Source organism: Listeria sp. LM90SB2, from assembly GCF_028867355.1.
Taxonomy (GTDB): Bacteria; Bacillota; Bacilli; order Lactobacillales; family Listeriaceae; genus Listeria; species Listeria monocytogenes_B.
The window spans coordinates 980,767-999,138 of sequence record NZ_CP046449.1; the positions used below are offsets into that span (position 1 = coordinate 980,767).

19 protein-coding genes and 1 tRNA gene are annotated in these 18,372 nt (G+C 36.9%); 12 read left to right on the top strand and 8 right to left on the bottom strand.

Going from position 1 to position 18,372, the window contains the following annotated elements; all coding sequences use genetic code 11:
* Positions 1 to 30: 30 nt before the first annotated feature.
* Positions 31 to 1,992, bottom strand: a complete 1,962-nt coding sequence (gene ltaS, locus GL301_RS04790; protein ID WP_003722749.1) for a lipoteichoic acid synthase LtaS — start codon at positions 1,990 to 1,992, stop codon at positions 31 to 33.
* A gap of 258 nt (positions 1,993 to 2,250) precedes the next feature.
* On the opposite strand from ltaS, the gene GL301_RS04795 reads away from it, so the two are divergent.
* From GL301_RS04795 to lplA1, 4 genes are all read left to right on the top strand, one after another.
* Positions 2,251 to 2,874 (top strand): DNA-3-methyladenine glycosylase, encoded by a 624-nt coding sequence (locus tag GL301_RS04795; RefSeq protein WP_003724850.1) that lies wholly within the window; start codon positions 2,251 to 2,253, stop codon positions 2,872 to 2,874.
* 108 nt (positions 2,875 to 2,982) lie between these two features.
* Positions 2,983 to 3,651, top strand: a complete 669-nt coding sequence (locus GL301_RS04800; protein ID WP_003724851.1) for a class A sortase — start codon at positions 2,983 to 2,985, stop codon at positions 3,649 to 3,651.
* 112 nt (positions 3,652 to 3,763) lie between these two features.
* Entirely contained in the window at positions 3,764 to 4,495 is a 732-nt protein-coding gene (locus GL301_RS04805; protein WP_003724852.1) for an MBL fold metallo-hydrolase, read from the top strand.
* Between the two features lie 23 nt (positions 4,496 to 4,518).
* Positions 4,519 to 5,514 (top strand): lipoate protein ligase LplA1, encoded by a 996-nt coding sequence (gene lplA1, locus GL301_RS04810; protein ID WP_003734303.1) that lies wholly within the window; start codon positions 4,519 to 4,521, stop codon positions 5,512 to 5,514.
* Between the two features lie 39 nt (positions 5,515 to 5,553).
* On the opposite strand, the gene GL301_RS04815 is transcribed toward lplA1, so the two are convergent.
* Both GL301_RS04815 and GL301_RS04820 read right to left on the bottom strand, forming a co-directional pair.
* On the bottom strand, positions 5,554 to 6,159 hold the full coding sequence (locus GL301_RS04815) for a TVP38/TMEM64 family protein (RefSeq protein ID WP_003724854.1): 606 nt from the start codon (positions 6,157 to 6,159) through the stop codon (positions 5,554 to 5,556).
* Positions 6,160 to 6,285: 126 nt separating this feature from the next.
* A complete protein-coding gene (locus GL301_RS04820; RefSeq protein ID WP_003724855.1) occupies positions 6,286 to 8,343 on the bottom strand; it encodes an ArnT family glycosyltransferase in 2,058 nt (685 codons plus the stop codon).
* 187 nt (positions 8,344 to 8,530) lie between these two features.
* Here GL301_RS04820 and GL301_RS04825 point away from each other — a divergent pair.
* The 4 genes from GL301_RS04825 (at position 8,531) to nfsA (ending at position 11,125) form a co-directional block, all read left to right on the top strand.
* Positions 8,531 to 8,601: transfer RNA gene (locus GL301_RS04825), tRNA-Gly, on the top strand.
* 101 nt (positions 8,602 to 8,702) lie between these two features.
* The gene (gene queG, locus GL301_RS04830; RefSeq protein WP_003724856.1) at positions 8,703 to 9,842 is read left to right on the top strand and encodes a tRNA epoxyqueuosine(34) reductase QueG; all 1,140 of its coding nucleotides are present in this window, start codon (positions 8,703 to 8,705) and stop codon (positions 9,840 to 9,842) included.
* A 20-nt stretch (positions 9,843 to 9,862) separates the two neighbouring features.
* Entirely contained in the window at positions 9,863 to 10,372 is a 510-nt protein-coding gene (gene trmL, locus GL301_RS04835; protein WP_003724857.1) for a tRNA (uridine(34)/cytosine(34)/5-carboxymethylaminomethyluridine(34)-2'-O)-methyltransferase TrmL, read from the top strand.
* 12 nt (positions 10,373 to 10,384) lie between these two features.
* Positions 10,385 to 11,125, top strand: coding sequence for an oxygen-insensitive NADPH nitroreductase (nfsA, locus tag GL301_RS04840; protein WP_003727081.1), 741 nt, complete (start codon positions 10,385 to 10,387; stop codon positions 11,123 to 11,125).
* 49 nt (positions 11,126 to 11,174) lie between these two features.
* Here the strand turns inward: nfsA and GL301_RS04845 are convergent, their stop codons facing one another.
* The 5 genes from GL301_RS04845 to GL301_RS04865 all read right to left on the bottom strand — a co-directional run bounded on the left by GL301_RS04845 (position 11,175) and on the right by GL301_RS04865 (position 15,522).
* Positions 11,175 to 11,336 carry a lmo0937 family membrane protein gene (locus tag GL301_RS04845; RefSeq protein WP_003722759.1) on the bottom strand — a complete coding sequence of 54 codons (162 nt, stop codon included), beginning with the start codon at positions 11,334 to 11,336 and terminating at the stop codon, positions 11,175 to 11,177.
* A gap of 87 nt (positions 11,337 to 11,423) precedes the next feature.
* Positions 11,424 to 11,882 (bottom strand): low molecular weight protein-tyrosine-phosphatase, encoded by a 459-nt coding sequence (locus GL301_RS04850; RefSeq protein ID WP_003726334.1) that lies wholly within the window; start codon positions 11,880 to 11,882, stop codon positions 11,424 to 11,426.
* Positions 11,883 to 11,894: 12 nt separating this feature from the next.
* A complete protein-coding gene (locus tag GL301_RS04855) occupies positions 11,895 to 12,641 on the bottom strand; it encodes an SMI1/KNR4 family protein (RefSeq protein WP_003734305.1) in 747 nt (248 codons plus the stop codon).
* Between the two features lie 95 nt (positions 12,642 to 12,736).
* Positions 12,737 to 13,705: a hypothetical protein gene (locus GL301_RS04860; RefSeq protein ID WP_003726336.1), complete on the bottom strand. Its 969-nt coding sequence runs from the start codon at positions 13,703 to 13,705 to the stop codon at positions 12,737 to 12,739.
* Between the two features lie 11 nt (positions 13,706 to 13,716).
* Positions 13,717 to 15,522, bottom strand: a complete 1,806-nt coding sequence (locus GL301_RS04865; protein WP_003730915.1) for an HSP90 family protein — start codon at positions 15,520 to 15,522, stop codon at positions 13,717 to 13,719.
* A gap of 202 nt (positions 15,523 to 15,724) precedes the next feature.
* Between GL301_RS04865 and fri the strand changes: the two genes are divergently transcribed.
* The 4 genes from fri (at position 15,725) to GL301_RS04885 (ending at position 18,211) form a co-directional block, all read left to right on the top strand.
* Positions 15,725 to 16,195: a non-heme iron-binding ferritin Fri gene (fri, locus tag GL301_RS04870; RefSeq protein WP_003719147.1), complete on the top strand. Its 471-nt coding sequence runs from the start codon at positions 15,725 to 15,727 to the stop codon at positions 16,193 to 16,195.
* A gap of 233 nt (positions 16,196 to 16,428) precedes the next feature.
* The gene (locus GL301_RS04875; RefSeq protein ID WP_003722764.1) at positions 16,429 to 16,731 is read left to right on the top strand and encodes a HesB/YadR/YfhF family protein; all 303 of its coding nucleotides are present in this window, start codon (positions 16,429 to 16,431) and stop codon (positions 16,729 to 16,731) included.
* 112 nt (positions 16,732 to 16,843) lie between these two features.
* A complete protein-coding gene (locus GL301_RS04880) occupies positions 16,844 to 17,974 on the top strand; it encodes an MBL fold metallo-hydrolase (protein ID WP_003726338.1) in 1,131 nt (376 codons plus the stop codon).
* A 9-nt stretch (positions 17,975 to 17,983) separates the two neighbouring features.
* Positions 17,984 to 18,211, top strand: a complete 228-nt coding sequence (locus GL301_RS04885; RefSeq protein WP_003722767.1) for a DUF3006 domain-containing protein — start codon at positions 17,984 to 17,986, stop codon at positions 18,209 to 18,211.
* Positions 18,212 to 18,372: the final 161 nt, after the last annotated feature.

The window sequence follows — 18,372 nt, forward strand, 5'->3', positions numbered from 1 at the left end:
AAAGAGTCCAGATATTCTGGACTCTTTTTCTCATTTATCGGATGAATCAGTTGATTTTTTCTTATTGTAATTGTATTTACTTGGATCCACTTTTTTGAAACCATCAGGAGCATAGAAACGTAACAAGTCACCTTGTAGTACAGAATCTGAAAGCTCTAATTCTTTTGCTACTTTTTCTTTTGTTTCTTTCATTTCTTTTGTTTCCGTAGCAATTGGTTCCCCAGTTTGTTGATTATACATGTTACCACCAATCATTGAATAGGTAGGAGTTATATAATCACCATTTCGGAATGGAACAAGTTGTTTATGGTCTTTAGAAAGTAAATCTGTACCAAATTGTAAGTACTCTTTATTATCAACACCAAGTAAGTGAAGTAATGTCGGAAGTAAGTCAACTTGACCACCGTATTGTTCTTGAACGCCACCTTGAACACCAGGAACGTGAATCATTAAAGGAACACGCTGCGCTTGGGCATTTTCAAAAGTGTTGTAATCTTTACCAAGAATTTTTGTCATTGCTTCTTCATGGTTGTCGGAAATACCATAATGGTCACCGTACATGATAATGACAGAGTTATCGTAAAGACCAGATTTCTTCAAGTAATCAACAAAGCTCTTCACAGATTCGTCTAAATAACGAGCTGTTTGGAAATACGTATCTACAGATGAATCGCCTGTTGTTGCCGGAGCAATCGAAGCATCTTTCTCATCAATTGGATAAGGGAAGTGGTTCGTAAGCGTAATAAATTTCGTGTAGAACGGTTGTTGTAATGACGATAGATATTCTTCGGATTCCTTAAAGAATGGTTTATCTTTAAGTCCGTAGTTAGAAACATCTGCTTCGTTCATATCGTAGTAACTAGCATCAAAGAAATTATCGTAACCAAATTGTTTATAAATTTCATCACGATTCCAGAAGCTCTTATAGTTACCGTGGAATACAGCACTTGTATAGCCTTGTTGGCCTAAAATAGCAGATGCAGATTCATAAGTGTTTTGCCCTTTAGTTGTAAAGGCAGAACCTTGAGGCAAGCCGTAAAGCGAGTTCTCAAGTAACATTTCGGAGTCAGCTGTTTTACCTTGACCTGTTTGGTGGAAGAAGTTTGTAAAGCTTAGTGTATTTTGGTCTTTAAAGAAAGAGTTAATAAACGGCGTTACTTCTTCTCCATTTAATTTGTAATTTACTAGGAATTGTTGGAAACTCTCTAAATGGATATAAATGACGTTTTTGCCTTTTGCTTTACCAAAATATTCCGGATTTGGCGCGGCATATTTGGATTTGGTATAGTTTAAGACTTCTGTAACATCACTACTATCAGCAAGTGCACGCTGTGTGGATGATTCGGTACTTTTCACTGCGTCATAGATTTGATAGTTAGTCATACCAAGATATTTAACAATATAATTTCTATCAAACGTTCTTGTTAGAAGTTGTGGACGATCAATTTCTGCAAGTCCCAAGTTTCCAAAGAACATTGCGATACCAAGCGTCAGAACCCCAACTACTTTTCTTGCACGAATACGGGCTGTTTTGTTTGGTTTTACAAAGCGGAAAGCAAGTAGTGCAATTAAAATGATAATATCCGCGAAGTAAATAATATCGTGCCAGCTGAGTAACGCTGTGATACTACTTCCCATGTCGCCCATGTTTTGCATTTGTTTTGCGTTTAGATTCGGAAGTGTAATGAAATCACTAAAGAATCGATAATATACAATATTTGCGTAAAGAATAAAACTCATTAAAAAGTCAATGACGATAATCCAAATGAATGAACGACGTCCCTTAGCAAAGAGCGCAAGACCCATAAAGAAAATGGCCCCACTTAATGGATTAATGAACAGCAAAATTTGCTGCATCAGATTTTCTATGCCAAGTTTAAATTCAAGTTGATATGCAATATACGTTTTTAGCCAATAAAGAATGACGGCTAGAACAAAAAATCCATAATTCTTGCTTAAAAACGTTTGGATTTTTATTTTCCAATCCTTCATGAAACACCTCTCCTACACACTATTTACTCGTTTTAATTGTTATTTTGAAATGAAAAAAAGAAGCTGTATTATGTAACAAGAAACATTTTCATACAGCACCCACTTTAACATAATTCTAACACAAGATTAATAAAAGGCAAGTTATAACCTATACGTCTGAAGTAGGATTTTAGGGGAAATAGGCTGATATAACTAGTCAAAAAAGAACCATTTGGAATAGAATTCTGCTAGAATAAAAAGAAAACATTGAGGTATGAAATGGAAGCGATTATTACGAAAGAATTTTTTGAAGATAAGACAACAATCGAATTAGCGAGAGATATCTTGGGTATGCGTCTAGTACATCAAACGGATGAGGGAATTCTATCTGGGCTAATAGTGGAAACAGAAGCGTACCTCGGGGCAACAGATATGGCTGCACATAGTTTTCAAAACCTCCGAACGAAACGAACAGAAGTCATGTTTTCATCGCCGGGAAGAATCTACATGTACCAAATGCATCGCCAAGTGTTGCTTAATTTTATAACCATGCCAAAAGGAATCCCAGAAGCCATTCTAATACGAGCCATCGAACCTGACGAACAAGCTAAACAACAAATGGTACAAAATCGTCACGGAAAAACTGGTTACGAACTTACCAATGGCCCCGGAAAATTAACGCAAGCTTTAGGATTAAGTATGCAAGATTACGGGAAAACTCTTTTTGATAGTAACATTTGGTTAGAAGAGGCAAAATTGCCGCATTTAATAGAAGCAACTAATCGAATAGGGGTGCCAAACAAAGGAATTGCAACTCATTTTCCACTCAGATTTACTGTTAAAGGCAGCCCATATATTTCAGCTCAACGAAAAAGTCGGATTCTTACCGATATTTGGAAGTGAATTTACAATTTTGTCACAGGTAGAGAAAATAGTTTTATCCAGACACTGATTTTCTTTGCTTCATAAGAAGAGCTACTATATAATGAAATAGTTACAAGGAGGAATTATATGTTAAAGAAAACAATTGCAATAATTATTTTAATCATTGGGCTACTATTAATTTTTTCCCCATTCATCAAAAACGGCATTGTGAAATACATGAGTGGTCATGAAACAATCGAGCAATATAAAGCATCAGATATAAAGAAAAATAATGAAAAAGACGCTACATTTGATTTTGAAAGTGTTCAGCTACCCTCTATGACATCTGTTATTAAAGGAGCAGCAAATTACGACAAAGATGCAGTCGTTGGTTCTATCGCAGTTCCATCTGTAGACGTTAACCTCTTAGTTTTCAAAGGAACAAATACAGCTAATTTACTGGCGGGTGCAACAACCATGCGTTCTGATCAAGTCATGGGTAAGGGTAACTATCCGCTGGCAGGTCACCATATGCGTGATGAATCTATGTTGTTTGGTCCTATAATGAAAGTCAAAAAAGGCGACAAGATTTATCTAACAGATCTTGAGAATTTATACGAATACACTGTTACGGAAACAAAAACGATTGATGAAACAGAAGTAAGTGTGATTGACGATACGAAAGACGCTAGAATTACACTTATTACATGTGATAAACCAACTGAAACAACAAAACGGTTTGTCGCGGTTGGTGAACTAGAAAAAACGGAAAAGCTAACAAAAGAACTAGAGAATAAATATTTCCCTAGTAAATAATGAGAAAAGACAGCGGATTTTCTAAGCTGTCTTTTTTTCTGGATAATTTCTCCTTTTATTATAAATGTTGTATCATATAAAGGAGGTTTATTTTGAGAAAGGAAGTGCAGTGATGAAACTAACCGTTTTTGGACATTGGGGTGGCTATCCATTAGCAAATGAAGGCACATCTAGTTATTTGCTGGAAGAAGCTGGATTTAAGCTATTAATTGATGTTGGCGCAAGTGCTGTTTCTATTATGCAAAACTATATTGATCCTGATGATATTGATGCGGCAATAATTTCTCATTACCATCCAGACCATGTAGCAGATGTAGGGATTTTGCAGCACATTCGCCTATTATCACAAAAAAAGGAAAAACCGCCAGTATTGCCGATATATGGACATAAAGAAGATGAACGCGGTTATTCTTATTTAGAAATGGCAAATGTAACAAAAGCAATCGAATATAAACCAGATGATAGACTTGAAATCGGACCGTTTAAAGTAACTTTCTTAAAGACGATCCATCCGGTACCTTGCTATGCTATGAGAATAGAAGCAGGTGACAAAGTTTTCGTATACACCGCAGATAGCGCTTATCAAGATAGTTTTATCCCTTTTTCAGAGGGGGCAGATTTATTAGTAACAGACACCAATTTTTTCCATGACCTAGCCGGAAAAACAAAAGTGCATATGGCTAGCACGGAAGTTGCAAAAATTGCCAAAGAAGCCAATGTGAAATCATTACTCCTCAGTCATTTACCCGAAGTTGGCGATTTAGAAGTTCTAAAACAAGAAGCAGCGGCTATTTACAAAGGAGAAATTGCACTCGCTTCAAAAGGATTCACGAAAACATTTTAATATAGAAGAAAAGGGGTAGGAGTATGTACTTTATAGATAATAATAATGAGAAAGATCCTCGTATTAATTTAGCGGTGGAGGAATTTATTTTAACTGAATTAAATCTAGATGAGCCTGTGCTGTTATTTTATATTAATAAGCCATCGATTATCATTGGACGCAACCAAAATACAGTAGAAGAAATTGATACAGAGTATGTGGAGAAAAATGATGTCATCGTTGTGCGCAGACTTTCTGGCGGCGGCGCTGTTTATCATGATGAAGGAAACTTAAATTTCAGTTTTATCACGGAAGATGATGGCGAGTCTTTCCATAATTTTGCGAAATTCACGCAACCAATCGTGGAAGCGCTGAAACGTTTAGGCGTCAATGCGGAACTAAAAGGGCGTAACGACTTATTGATTGATGGTTTTAAAGTTTCTGGAAATGCGCAATTTGCAACGAAAGGGAAAATGTTCTCACACGGGACATTAATGTATGATTTGAACCTAGATAATGTTGCTGCATCGCTAAAACCACGTAAAGATAAAATCGAATCAAAAGGAATTAAGTCTGTTCGTAGTCGTGTAGCGAATATTTCTGATTTCATGGATCAAGAAATGACAACGGAAGAGTTTCGCGATTTGCTATTACTTTATATTTTCAATGTTGAAAAAGTAGAAGATGTAAAAGAATATAAATTAACTGCTGCAGATTGGGAAAAAATCCACGAAATCTCTGCTAAACGTTATGGTAATTGGGACTGGAACTACGGAAAATCTCCAAAATTCGATTTAACACGAACAAAACGTTTTCCAGTAGGAGCAGTCGATGTTCGCTTAAATGTACAAAAAGGGATTATTACAGATATCAAGATTTTCGGAGACTTCTTCGGCGTAAAAAATGTGGCGGATATTGAGGAGAAATTAGTCAATACAACTTATAAGCGCGAAGCATTGGACGAGGCTTTAGCAGATATAGACGTAAAAGAATACTTTGGTAACATTACGAAAGATGAATTTTTAGATTTACTTTATTAAAAAAATGGAAAGTACGCATCCCGCGTGCTTTCCATTTTTTTATTTGAGATTTTTTCCTGACATCCAATGTTCCAGCCGTTTTCCAACAAACCATAAAATAACGACAGAAACAGCTAATATAGCCAGTTTGAGCGGCTGGTGAATCAAGTCGACAAAGTCATAGCCAATATAGCTAATGGCGAAGACTTTGATTAGTTTGCCACCTACAAGCGCTAATATAAATTGATATACTTTTATTTTAGAGAGACCTGCAACAATATTTACCGCCGAAGATGGGGTAAATGGCATTACAAGTAAAATGAAAATCGGACTAAAACCATGTCTATCAATCCATTCCATTACTCGTTTAATTTGTTTATGGCCCGAAATAAAACGTAAAAAACGAGTTTGACCAAATTTCCGTGCTAACAAAAATACGCACAAACTACCAGCAATTGCTGCTGTCACCGAAATTAAAAAACCACCAAGTAGTCCGTATGCATTTACGTTCACTACAACGAAAACTATAAATGGTAAAAATGGTAAAAACGCTTCAATAAAAGGTAAGAGAAAAGCTAAAAGTGGACCTAAATTCCGATACTCACTTAGCCAGTACATTAAATTATCATAAGAAAAGAAATTCATCATATCCTGCCAAAATGTCATAAGCAAGCCTCCAGTAGTCTTTAACAACATACTTATTTTCTCACATCAAAATGATAAAGCGCTAATAAAACAGCTTGAATATAGTTAAAATCCTAGTATTTTAACCAGGATTTTAACATTTCTTCTTTATTTTAATTGATATAGTGTTCCTGTACCAGTGCCATTCATTCCTTGAGCGCCACCTTGCATATTAAAAGAAGCGCTAGAAGTGGTGTCATCATCCGTAGAACCGGAGCTACTCCACTTCGAACTATCAATTTCTGTACCGTTTTCTTGAATCCATTTTACCACATCTGAGTCAGAAGCTTTACTATTTGATGGGAGATAGAAATATTTTATTTCACCGGCTTGAATCATTTGTTTTAATTGTTTTACAGTTAGAGTTGGATCTGTTCCATTGAAACCACCAAGTGCCATAACAGCTTCTTTCGTTTTAATAATATAAGGACCTGCTGTTGTTGCATCTGTTGTCCCAAATAAGTAGGTTTCTCCGGTATTGTTTTTCTGTAAATAGCTAATTAAATCACTATCAACAGATGCATCGGCGAATCCACCACCACTAGATTGTTTTAATTGTGGTCCAGCTTCGGGTAAGGAACTATTCCCACCATATAAAATAGGTGTTAAAGACCAATATGTTGGAGCAATGAGCAAAATCGCTAAAGCGAGCGCTGTTATTTTCGCGGTGAGTTTGGAAGGTTGTGGTCTAAGTACAATTAAGATAATAGACGTAATTAGTGCAGCAATACCAATAACTACCGCTAAAACAGGCAAGTAAGCAGCAACAAAGAATGCTTGTAGACCTCCAGTTAGCGTAACTGCAGCAGGTAGCAGGAACCTTTGCCAATTCTCTTTGTCTTGGTATAACCGAAAGAGCGCCACTAGACCTACGCCACTAAGTAAAGCAATTGGCGGAGCTAGCATAATCAAATAATAATGATGGAAAAAGCCAGCGATACTAAAGAATCCGGCGACAGGGATAAGCCAAGCTGCCCAGAAAACTATTTCCTTTTGTCTGGAGGTCAATTGGTAAATTCGTTTATTTTCATTTCGATACACCAGGAAAATGGCTAGCATACCGATAATAGCAAGTGGTAAGAACCAACTAATTTGATCACCAAGTGCGGTTTGGAATAGACGAAGTGGTCCAGCGTTCCCTGTTCCAAACATGCCTGTGCTACCAGTCATTTTTGATCCATTCCCGCCGCCGTTTGCCGCATTACTGGGAGCTCCAGTTGGAGGAGCGCCATTATTTCCTTGAGGAGGAGTTCCGCCGTTAGCACCGTCCTGCATACTTCCACTTGGAGGAGTCGGTGGGGTTGCGTTACTTGAATCTGTTGAGTTAGTGCTAGGAGGAGTCCCCATTTCCACATTACCATTACTACCTGTTCCAGTTTCTTGACCAAGAAGCCGTTCCATACCATTATAGCCAAATGCCAACTCAAGCACCGAATTGGTTTGACTACTACCGATATAAGGTCGCTCTGAAGCAGCTGTTTGATCAACTACGACTGCCCAAGAAACAGAGACACCTAGCATTAAGACAAGTGCGATTACTAATTGAACTAGCTTTTTTCTCCAACTTAGTTTTGTAGCAATAAAATAGAAGAGCAAAAATGCGGGCACGACCATGAAAGCTTGGAGCATTTTTACATTAAAACCGACACCAATCAACGCAAAAGAAAGTAAAAGCCAGCCGATTTTTGCACGATGAACAGCTTTAAAAAGGAAAAAGGTTGCTAGTAATAACACAAATACAAGAATAGCATCCATATTATTAGTACGCGTCACGGCTACCGCAATAGGAGTCAGCGCCATAATCAAAGCAGTAATTCTTGCAGCCCATGCGCCAAATCTAGGTTTGACGAGCACATAAAGCAAAATCACCGAACCAACACCAGCCAACGCTTGTGGTAAGATAACACTCCAACCATGTATGCCGAAAATAAGGGCACTGATCGCTTGCAACCAAAGTGCAACAGGTGGCTTATCTACCGTAATAAAACCAGCAGGATCAAAAGCTCCGTAGAAAAAATTATGAATATTTTGCACCATACTTGTCACAGCAGCTGTATAATAAGGATTTACCGTATCATCATTCCAAATACCATAAAAATTAAAAAAGATGGCAATAACAATAATTCCAACAAAATAAAAATCTAAATGTTGTATCCGTTTCTTCATATTCTTCACTTCTTTCCATAAGATAATACCTTTTATTTTAGAGTTCAAATATGAAAAAAACGTGAATAAATTTAGAAATAAACGAGGTATTTATTTTTTACAAAGAAATTCCAGAAAAAGCCTTGTCAAAACTAACATAGAATGGTATTATATAAAAGTTGTTAAAACACTAAGAACTACTTACTATGCGGGTGTAGTTTAGTGGTAAAACTACAGCCTTCCAAGCTGTTGTCGTGGGTTCGATTCCCATCACCCGCTTTATATTTTTTTATAAATCCTGTTATCAACGCAGTGTTTCGACCTTTTTAAGCGAAGCATTGCGTTTATTTTATTGCCTGAAAATAAGGAGAGAGGGGATGATGATAGTGAAGTCGACATCAGATTACGCCGCATTGAAAGAAGAACTCATTGCTTATGCGCATGAAATAGGTATTCAAAAAATTGGTTTCACAACAGCAGACCCTTTTTTATTTTTAAAAGAACGATTACTAGAAGCGGAAGCGCTGGACCTTTTTACAGGATTTGAACATCCGGTAATTGATGAACGGGTTTATCCAGAGCTTATTTTCAAGGAACCGCAGTCGATTATCGCCATTGCACTTGCTTATCCGTCTAAATTAAAAGAAGCACCTATAAGTAAAAAAGGAGCTAGACGAGGTGTATTTGCCAGAGCTTCTTGGGGAATTGATTATCATACCGTTTTACGAGAAAAATTAGCGCTACTCGAAACTTTTTTAAGTGAACGTTTGCCAGATGTACGAATGAAATCAATGGTGGATACTGGGGAATTATCAGATGTAGCTGTAGCAGAACGAGCGGGCATTGGCTGGCGCGGGAAAAACACGCTGCTCATAACGCCAGAATACGGCTCGTGGGTCTATTTAGGCGAAATGATAACTAATATACCATTCGAACCAGATACGCCGGCTAGCGACTTGTGTGGTAGTTGCAATCAATGTGTGAAAGCCTGCCCGACAGGTTCCTTACTGGGTGAAGGGAAGATGAATCCGAAAATATGTTTAAGTTATTTGACACAAACAAAAGACTTTCTAGATGAAAAATATCGCGAAGTGTTGCATAATCGTTTGTATGGTTGTGATACTTGTCAGGTAGTTTGTCCGTATAATCGTGGGCATGATTTCCACTTTCATGATGAGATGGAGCCGGATCCAGAGCTTGTTCGACCAGAATTAAAACCACTATTACACATTTCCAATCGCGCTTTTAAAGAACAATTTGGCGATATGGCGGGTTCGTGGCGTGGGAAGAAGCCCATTCAGCGAAATGCCATCATTATTCTAGCGCGGTATAAAGATAAAACAGCTGTACCAGACTTAATTGACTGTTTACAAAACGATCCAAGACCAGTCATTCGAGGAACGGCTGGCTGGGCGCTAAGAAAAATCGGTGGAAGCGATGCCGAAAAAGCTGTCGAGCAAGCACTTCAAACCGAACAAGATGAACAAGTATTACAAGAATTAACAGCCATAACAAATTAATAGAAACCAGGTGAAAAGCAATGCCAAACCATATCGTACTATATCAACCAGAAATCCCAGCGAATACCGGAAATATCTCCAGAACATGTGCCGGGACGGATACTTACTTACATTTAATCCGTCCACTTGGTTTTTCGACAGATGATAAAATGTTAAAACGTGCTGGACTTGATTACTGGGATAACGTAAAACTTTCCTATTACGATTCTCTAGATGAATTCTTCGAGAAAAATGAAGGCGGAGAATTTTACTACATTACCAAATTTGGTCGTCATGTTTATAGTGATATCGATTATAGTGACCCAAACAAAGATTATTTCTTCGTTTTTGGAAAAGAAACGACCGGATTGCCAGATGCGCTTTTACAAAAGAATGAAGAAAATTGTTTGCGTATTCCAATGACAGATCATATTCGTTCGTTGAATTTATCGAACACAGCGGCAATTTTAGCTTATGAAGCGTTACGTCAGCAGAATTTTGGCGCACTTTTACAAGAACCGAATTACGATCGAAAAATTTTTCAAGACTAAGGGGGAGTTAGGATGAATCAGGCGATAGATGCTATTCTAGGACATTACTCAGTGCGAAAATTTGAAGATAAGGACTTAACGGAAGAAGCGTTGACCTTACTTATCAAGAGTGCACAAGCCGCATCTACATCCAGTTTTGTTCAAGCATACTCCATCATCGGAATAACAGATAAAGGCGTTCGTGAACAAATCTCAGCCATTGCAGGAAATCAACCATATACAGTACAAACCGGTCAACTATTTATTTTCGTTGCTGATTTAGCTCGTCATCACGCCATCTTAGAAGAACATCAAGTGGATACAACTGCACTGGAAACGTCAGAAAAATGGCTTGTTTCTGTGATTGATGCCGCACTTGCTGCACAAAATATGGCCGTTGCCGCAGAATCATTAGGACTTGGCATTTGCTTTATTGGCGGGATTCGTAACGATGTCGAACAAATCGCGGAAATACTTGATTTACCACCATATACGATGCCATTATTCGGCTTGACAATTGGTTATCCGGTTGCTAACAAAGAAAAAGCGAAACCGAGATTGCCTCAAGATTTGGTATACCACGAAAACACCTACCAAAAAATGAACCCAACTATTCTAACTGAATATGATGAACAAATAAAAAATTACTACGACGAAAGAACAGCAGGAAAACGAGTAGAAGGTTGGTCCGAACAAATTGCGCGTGGGCTTGGAAGAACAAGCCGTCTAGACTTAAAAGCATTTTTAGAAAAACAACATTTAAATCAAAAATAAAAGAACGGTACGGCGCATTAAGATAATGCGCCGTACCGTTCTTTTTCGGTTATTTCCGTTTATTTCTAGCCATTTGAATTAAGTTCCAAATAACGAGTATTAAAACGATTACTAACAAGATATTAATTAATCCACCCGCAATATGGAAAATAATTCCAAGTAACCACACTGCTAATAAAACTACGATGATTCCCCAAATAATTCCTAACATGTATAAAAACCTCTTTCTGCACTTTTGATTGTACTCTTATATATTCCCGTGAGGTCAGTCTTTAAACATATTAGGGCTAAAAACAGACTATTTTTTTGTGATATAAGCTAAAAGGGCCTTTACTCCCTCAGTTACCATGCGTTCGGTTTCATCAAAATCCCCTGTATAATATGGGTCTGGAATATCTTTATCCTCTTGACCAGGCACAAAGGACATAAGCGAGCGAACGATGACATCTGGATTATTATTAAGTGCATTTAAATCTGCTAAATTTTGCTGATCCATCCCTATAATAAAATCAGCTTCGTTAAAATCAACATCAGAAATTTTTCGAGCTCGCATCTCTTGATAATCAACACCATGCTTTTTCAACACAGCTTGCGTCCCGCGGTGTGGCGGTTTCCCTAAATTCCAAGTACCAGTTGCAGCAGAATCAATTTTTATTTCATTCGTTAACCCAGCTTCTGCAACTTCTTTCCGAAATAACCCCTCAGCCATTGGTGAACGACAAATATTCCCTAAACAGACAAAAACTACTTTTAACAATTGAATTCCTCCTTATTTCCATTCCTTATATAATTCGGCCAGAGCCGCTTTATTTATCCCATCACATGCTTCCAGTCGGACGAAAATTTGCTCCACAAGTTCAGGCGCGAGTTTTCTCCGGAAATAAAGCAATTGATTTTCAAACAAACGATAGACAACTAAATTATACGGGATTTCTTGTTTTTCAAGTAATCCTAAAAATGTCGCTAAATACCACTTTTTATCTGGATAATCTTCTAATAGTTCCAGTAATTGTTTTGTTTTTTGCACATTGCTGGAAGCGAGAATTTGATTTAATTTTTTTATGGGAAATTGTTCCGCGAAATCGGTAGGAAAGGGACTAAAGTACAATTCCTCTATAAATGTAGCAAACGTTTCAGCAACAATAAGTGTTTGTAACGTTTCAAAATCAACATAAATAATACTGGGTTCGGACGTATTATCTATATAAGAAAAACCAATATAGCGCGATTCATCCCGGTGGAAATAAACTTGCTTCCCTGCGAGATCAACATCCTTTTGTTCCGGAATATCCGTTAAAATTTCATCCAAACTAGCCAGATAATAGATTTCACCAAAATCTAGGCCATAAGAAGTCGGTTCCGTCGTCTTAAAATGATTTTTGCGAATCAATCCACCATTTTGCTCTGATAAAAGCTGTTTGTATTCAAATGGTAAAGTGACGCCTAACGCTATTTCTTTTTCACGAATTACTTGTTCAGTTGCGCCATTCTTTTCGTTTTTAACCCAAATCGTCATCCTCTTCAACTCCTCCCTGTATTATCCTAAAAAAAGCAAAATAGCGCAAACAAAAGAACATAGCTAGAAATAATTCCTAACTATGTTCCAAAATTTTACTTCAAAAGATCTTGATAATAACTATTTCCATTCCGCGCATCAAACTTCGCCGTTAAAGCTTCCGTCATTTCTACCAAATCAGCTTCTTTTTCTCGGTCGAAAAGAGGGTAGGCTGCTTGTAAGAAAATAAGTCGGTCTAAACCACCCTCAGCTTTAAGAACAGTTTCTAAGTTGGTATCAATCACTTCTCGCGCTTTTTCCGTTTGCTTGGTAAGGACTAAATATTTAAGTAATTGCCCAAGTGGTGGTAGTAAGGAGATTTGTTTCTCCACAAGGGGATAACCTTTATCAAAGCATTCTTGCGCCATTTTTTCATCTCCAAGCGCTAAATATGCAAGCGCCATATTTCCATACGTTAAATGAGGAACTTCCGCACAGCGTTGTTTTCCTTCAATAATCGGTTTTGCTGTTTTCTTAGCTGTTTCATAGTCTTTAATGAAGCAATAATAATGTACTTGATCATTTCTTTCGCAAGCAGGACAGTCATTTAAAAAGTCTGCTTTCGTATCACTCCATTTTTTAAATAGCTCTTTGGCTTTTTCAACATCGCCCATACGCATGGCTGCAAGCGTGCACACTTTATAATAAGGTCTTAGCGAATAATTTTCTTGTTCGAATTTCACCTTCATATCATTCAAAAGTCCGTCAATTTGCGCTTTCGATACTTCATCAAAAGTCGGGACATGTTCACTAATCCATTTATATTTCCAAAAAAGATCTTCCGTGTCAATGTAAGCATCACTATCTTTGTCTTCCCATTTTTTGATTAACCAGCTAAAAGCCTGTAATTGCTTTTTCGGAAAACCAGCTGTTAAGCATGTGTCAATCAACAGATCACGTGCTTCAATGCCATCATCTATATTGTTATACAAATCTGCACCAGCAATAATTCGTTCTAATACTTTTATTTTTTCAGGCGTGTCATCCATTCCCCAAACTGATTCTAAATCATTCAAATAATCCATTTTTCTTCCTCCTATAGCATCTCTAAGATTCGTAACATATTTTGATTCATTAATACCATTTCTTTCCGTTTAAGCGGATAATGCCCTAATAGTAAGGCTTGGATATAAAGTACATTCACAATTACGGACAATTCTTTCACTGTTTTTCCAGAAGTGAAAAGTCTTTTAATCAGCTCGTTATCCAAATTTAAATACAAGTGAGCAAGCGGTGCAGGTTCTTGTTCTTTTTGGATGCTCTCTAAAATATCACTAAAAACAGAATTTGTTTCTTCGACAGCACGTTCTAGTTCGCGTAATTCTTGTGTTGCTGTAGAGTGGATGAAAATAATCGGTAAATCTTTCGGTTCAAAATGTTTAATTAATACATCTGTATCAAATTCAGCCATCATACTATTCATTTCTGTCAAAATAGGTTGGTAAGCCTGTTCTTCGCTCACTGTCATAGGCCGTAATTTATTAGTCATTTCTTCCGGTTCGATTAAAACAAATTCTGTCCCCTCAACAAAGTAACTTAATTGCGCTAAGATTGGCGAATCATAGGAATAGCCGCCGTTAATAAGCGTCATACCGCTTGATCTCGCAATATCCTTAATTTGTCTAAAGTCATCGACCGAGTAGGTGTAATAAATGACATCATTTTTAGCGATAATATCACCTAATTTTTCCTCGCCATTCAAAGTCCGAACTGGAAGATAAGGATAGATTAATTTTAAAAATGGTGCATCTTCACTCGCAAGTGCTTTAAAACCAAGATAATGTGTAGCTAATAATTTCATCAATGCTTCTTCTGGAAGAGTTTCAATTCCTTTTTTCAAAGCAACGCCAAGCTCGTCGGCAACACTAGTTAATCGCTCATTTTTATAAAACGCCTCACGAGAAGCAACAGGTTGAAGCTCATCCGTCCAAATCACGCATTTAGCAAAAAACGACCAATCAGGCAAAATATTATTTGCTTCACTTGTGACATACATATTATTTAAAAATACCGTGTTCTTCCGGATAGCATTCATTTGAACAGCATGAGGAATCATATAAGCAATCCCAAACGTTCTTCCTGACTCATTTTCAATTAAGAAATAATCTTGGAAACGCGTTCCAAGGATATATTCGCCGTACTGAATAATTTGATCTTTTGATAGTTTAGACAAGGTTTCTTTATTGGAAAACTGTTTGGTCCAACTATTAATTTCTTCTTCTAAACCATTAATTTCTACTATTATATTACTTTCCAAAGAGGAACCATATTTTTTGAGTGTATTGATTAATTCTTCTACGTCCTCGCATTCAGGGTGCTCGTCTAAATCAGCTCGTAAGCGCAAATACACTTGTGTACCTGGTTCGCGAGTTTCCGTTTCTATTTTCCGAACCGAATAAGTTCCGTCCGCTTTTCCGCGCCATTCTGTTGTGCCACCATCTTTTTTGGAAGTAGAAATCATTACAATTTCATCACTAACAATAAAACAAGAAAGTAAACCAATCCCAAAACGACCAATAAAGTCATTGGAACTTTCTCCATCAAAGTTTTTTTCGCCTTTTGATGAATTAGCAATAGTAGCTAGAAAAGCGTGAACCTCATCTTCCGTTAAACCAATTCCGTTGTCTTCTACAATTAATGTTTTTTCATTATTATCTCCAGTTAGAGATGCATGGATTTTACCTTCTAAAGTTGAATCGATTTTTTTCCTGGCGCGAATGGCATCGGTTGCATTTTGCAGTAATTCGCGAATATAAACATCTTTTTCGTCATAAAGGTGGTTTGAGAGAATGTCAATCATACCAGCCAAGTTCACCTGAAAGCGGTGAGAATAATTTTCCATAGCTTGGTCCTCCTAGTTGTACAAAAGTCCTTTTTATTCTATCATAAAAGAAGAGATAAATAATGAGAAAACAATAATAGATGTTTAAGAATTTATATCAGTGGTAAATACTTTGTGATGGTTTCCACACTGGACATTGATGTGGAAATAGATTATACTTATTATTAAGTGATAATCATTATAAAATAGGAGGAAGATAATTATGAAAACAATCAACTCAGTAGACACAAAGGAATTTTTGAATCACCAAGTAGCGAACCTAAACGTATTCACAGTAAAAATTCATCAAATTCATTGGTATATGAGAGGCCACAACTTCTTCACTTTACATGAAAAAATGGATGATTTATATAGCGAATTCGGCGAACAAATGGACGAAGTAGCAGAACGCTTACTAGCAATCGGCGGAAGCCCATTCTCGACTTTAAAAGAGTTTTTAGAAAATGCGAGCGTTGAAGAAGCTCCTTATACGAAACCAAAAACAATGGATCAATTAATGGAAGACTTAGTTGGAACATTAGAATTACTTAGAGACGAATATCAACAAGGTATTGAGCTTACTGACAAAGAAGGCGACAACGTAACAAACGATATGTTAATTGCTTTCAAAGCAAGCATTGACAAACATATCTGGATGTTCAAAGCATTCTTAGGAAAAGCGCCATTAGAATAAAGAGTTATAAAAACTGTGTGGGATTAATCGTCTCACACAGTTTTTTTTGCCCCAGTCTGTTATAGTACAATTTCCTTATTTTTACATTGTCTTAACACAATGTGGTTTAAAGTTTCTTTGAAAGAGGTATATTATCTTCATAACAAAAAGCAGAAAAAGTGAAATTCACCAAGAAATCTGCTATTCTTGAATAACAATCATTACGAAAAAATTGGAAACGAGGAGTGAAAAGTATGAATATCGAGGTAACGGACCAAGCAAATAAATGGTTTCATGATGAGTTTGATGTAGCTAATGGTAATGGAATTCGACTTTTTGCGAAATACGGTGGTTCTAACAGTTCCTTGCATCCTGGTTTCTCTATCGGTTTAACTGCCGAAAAACCGCAAGAAGCAGCAGTCGCTGAGAAGAAAGAAGACTTAATTTTCTTCATTGAAGACCATGACTATTGGTATTTCAAAGACCACGACTGGAAAATTGACTATGAACCAAAAACGGAAGAAGTACTTTTTTCCTTTAAAGAAAAAGTGAAATGAATCCAACATAAATGACCGCGTGTAATCAAATTGATTTCAGGCGGTTTTTGTTTTAAAAACTTTACTGTTTCGCCTTCCTTTGCTATTCTACTAAGAGAGCAGGAGGAGAAAGATGACAAAGAAATTAGTAATCTGTATAAGTTTAATCGCGATATTTTTAAGCGGTTGTAGTTTTTCCGAACCATCAACGAGTAAATCGAACATTACCGAAAAAACATTGAATGGTGCAAGTTTTACATTTTTTGATGTTGGCCAAGGGGATAGCACACTTATCCAAGCAGAAGATGGTACAACTATTTTGATTGATACAGGTCGCCAAGATGATGACCGTATTTTAACCTATTTAAAAGAAGCGAATATAAAGAAAATAGATTTGCTGCTACTGACACACCCGCACGCAGACCATATCGGTAATGCTGATAAAGTAATCGCTACATACAAACCGAAAGAAATTTGGATGGATGGCTTAACTTTTTCTAGTAGTATTTACGAGAAAGTAATTGACGCAGCATTAGCTTCAGATGCCAAATACAAAGAACCGAGACGCGGCGAAAAAGCGACTTTTGGTCCATTTAATCTAGAGGTTTTAAGCCCTGATAAATTGGAAAATGACGCTAATAATGATTCTATCGCTGTAAAAATCACCTATAAAGATATTTCCGCTATTTTTACAGGTGACGCAGAAAAAGGTCGAGAAAGAGAAATGGTAGACAGCGGTGCCGATTTAGAAGCGGATATTTTAGATTTAGGGCACCACGGATCGTCCACATCCAACCAGCCATTTTTCCTAGATAAAGTAAAACCCCAAGTGGCTGTTTACTCTGCTGAAATGGCCAATAGTTACGGACATCCTCATGTGGAAGTGCTGGAGTGGTTAAAAGAGCGTGATATAAAAACATATGGAACAGATGTGAATGGAACGGTAATCATTGAAACAGACGGTGAAAAAATCCATGTGCAAACCGAAAAATCAGGTACACCAAAAGCAGGTAGCAGCTATAATAAAGAAAATAGCACGCAAAAAACAGAAGATGCAACATCAGAAGAATTACCAGACAGCATTAATTTAAATACAGCATCTAGTGAAGAATTACAATTATTACCACTAATTGGGCCAGCGCTTGCAGAAAAAATCATTGCCGAGCGACCATATCAGTCCATAGATGACTTGAAAAAAATTAACGGCATTGGCGATGGCATTGTGCGCCAAATCAAAGAACAAGGCATTGCCGTAACAAAGTAGGTGATTAGGGTGAAAAAAGCAATTTTAGATCGGATAGAAGATGGCAAAGCAGTTTTTTTATTAGAACCAGACCAAACAGAATGGCAAATTGACAAAGAAAAGCTCGATTCATCCATAAAAGAAGGAGATGTCGTCACTATTTCAGAAACTAATGAAATAATGAAACATCCCCAAGAAACGGAAGAAATGAAAAATAGAATTGCAGAAAAGCTAGAAAGATTAAGAGGGAGAAACTGAGAAAAACTTTTTTAAACTCTCATGAAATTATCATCTTTCTTTCAGCACATTCTTTTTTTGAAAAGTTATTATATGTATAAGCTAACAACAAGCAAAACATTTTCATTTCTTTCCCTTTTTAGAATGAAAATCCCAAACTCCCTTTTAGCTAGTGCGGTTTA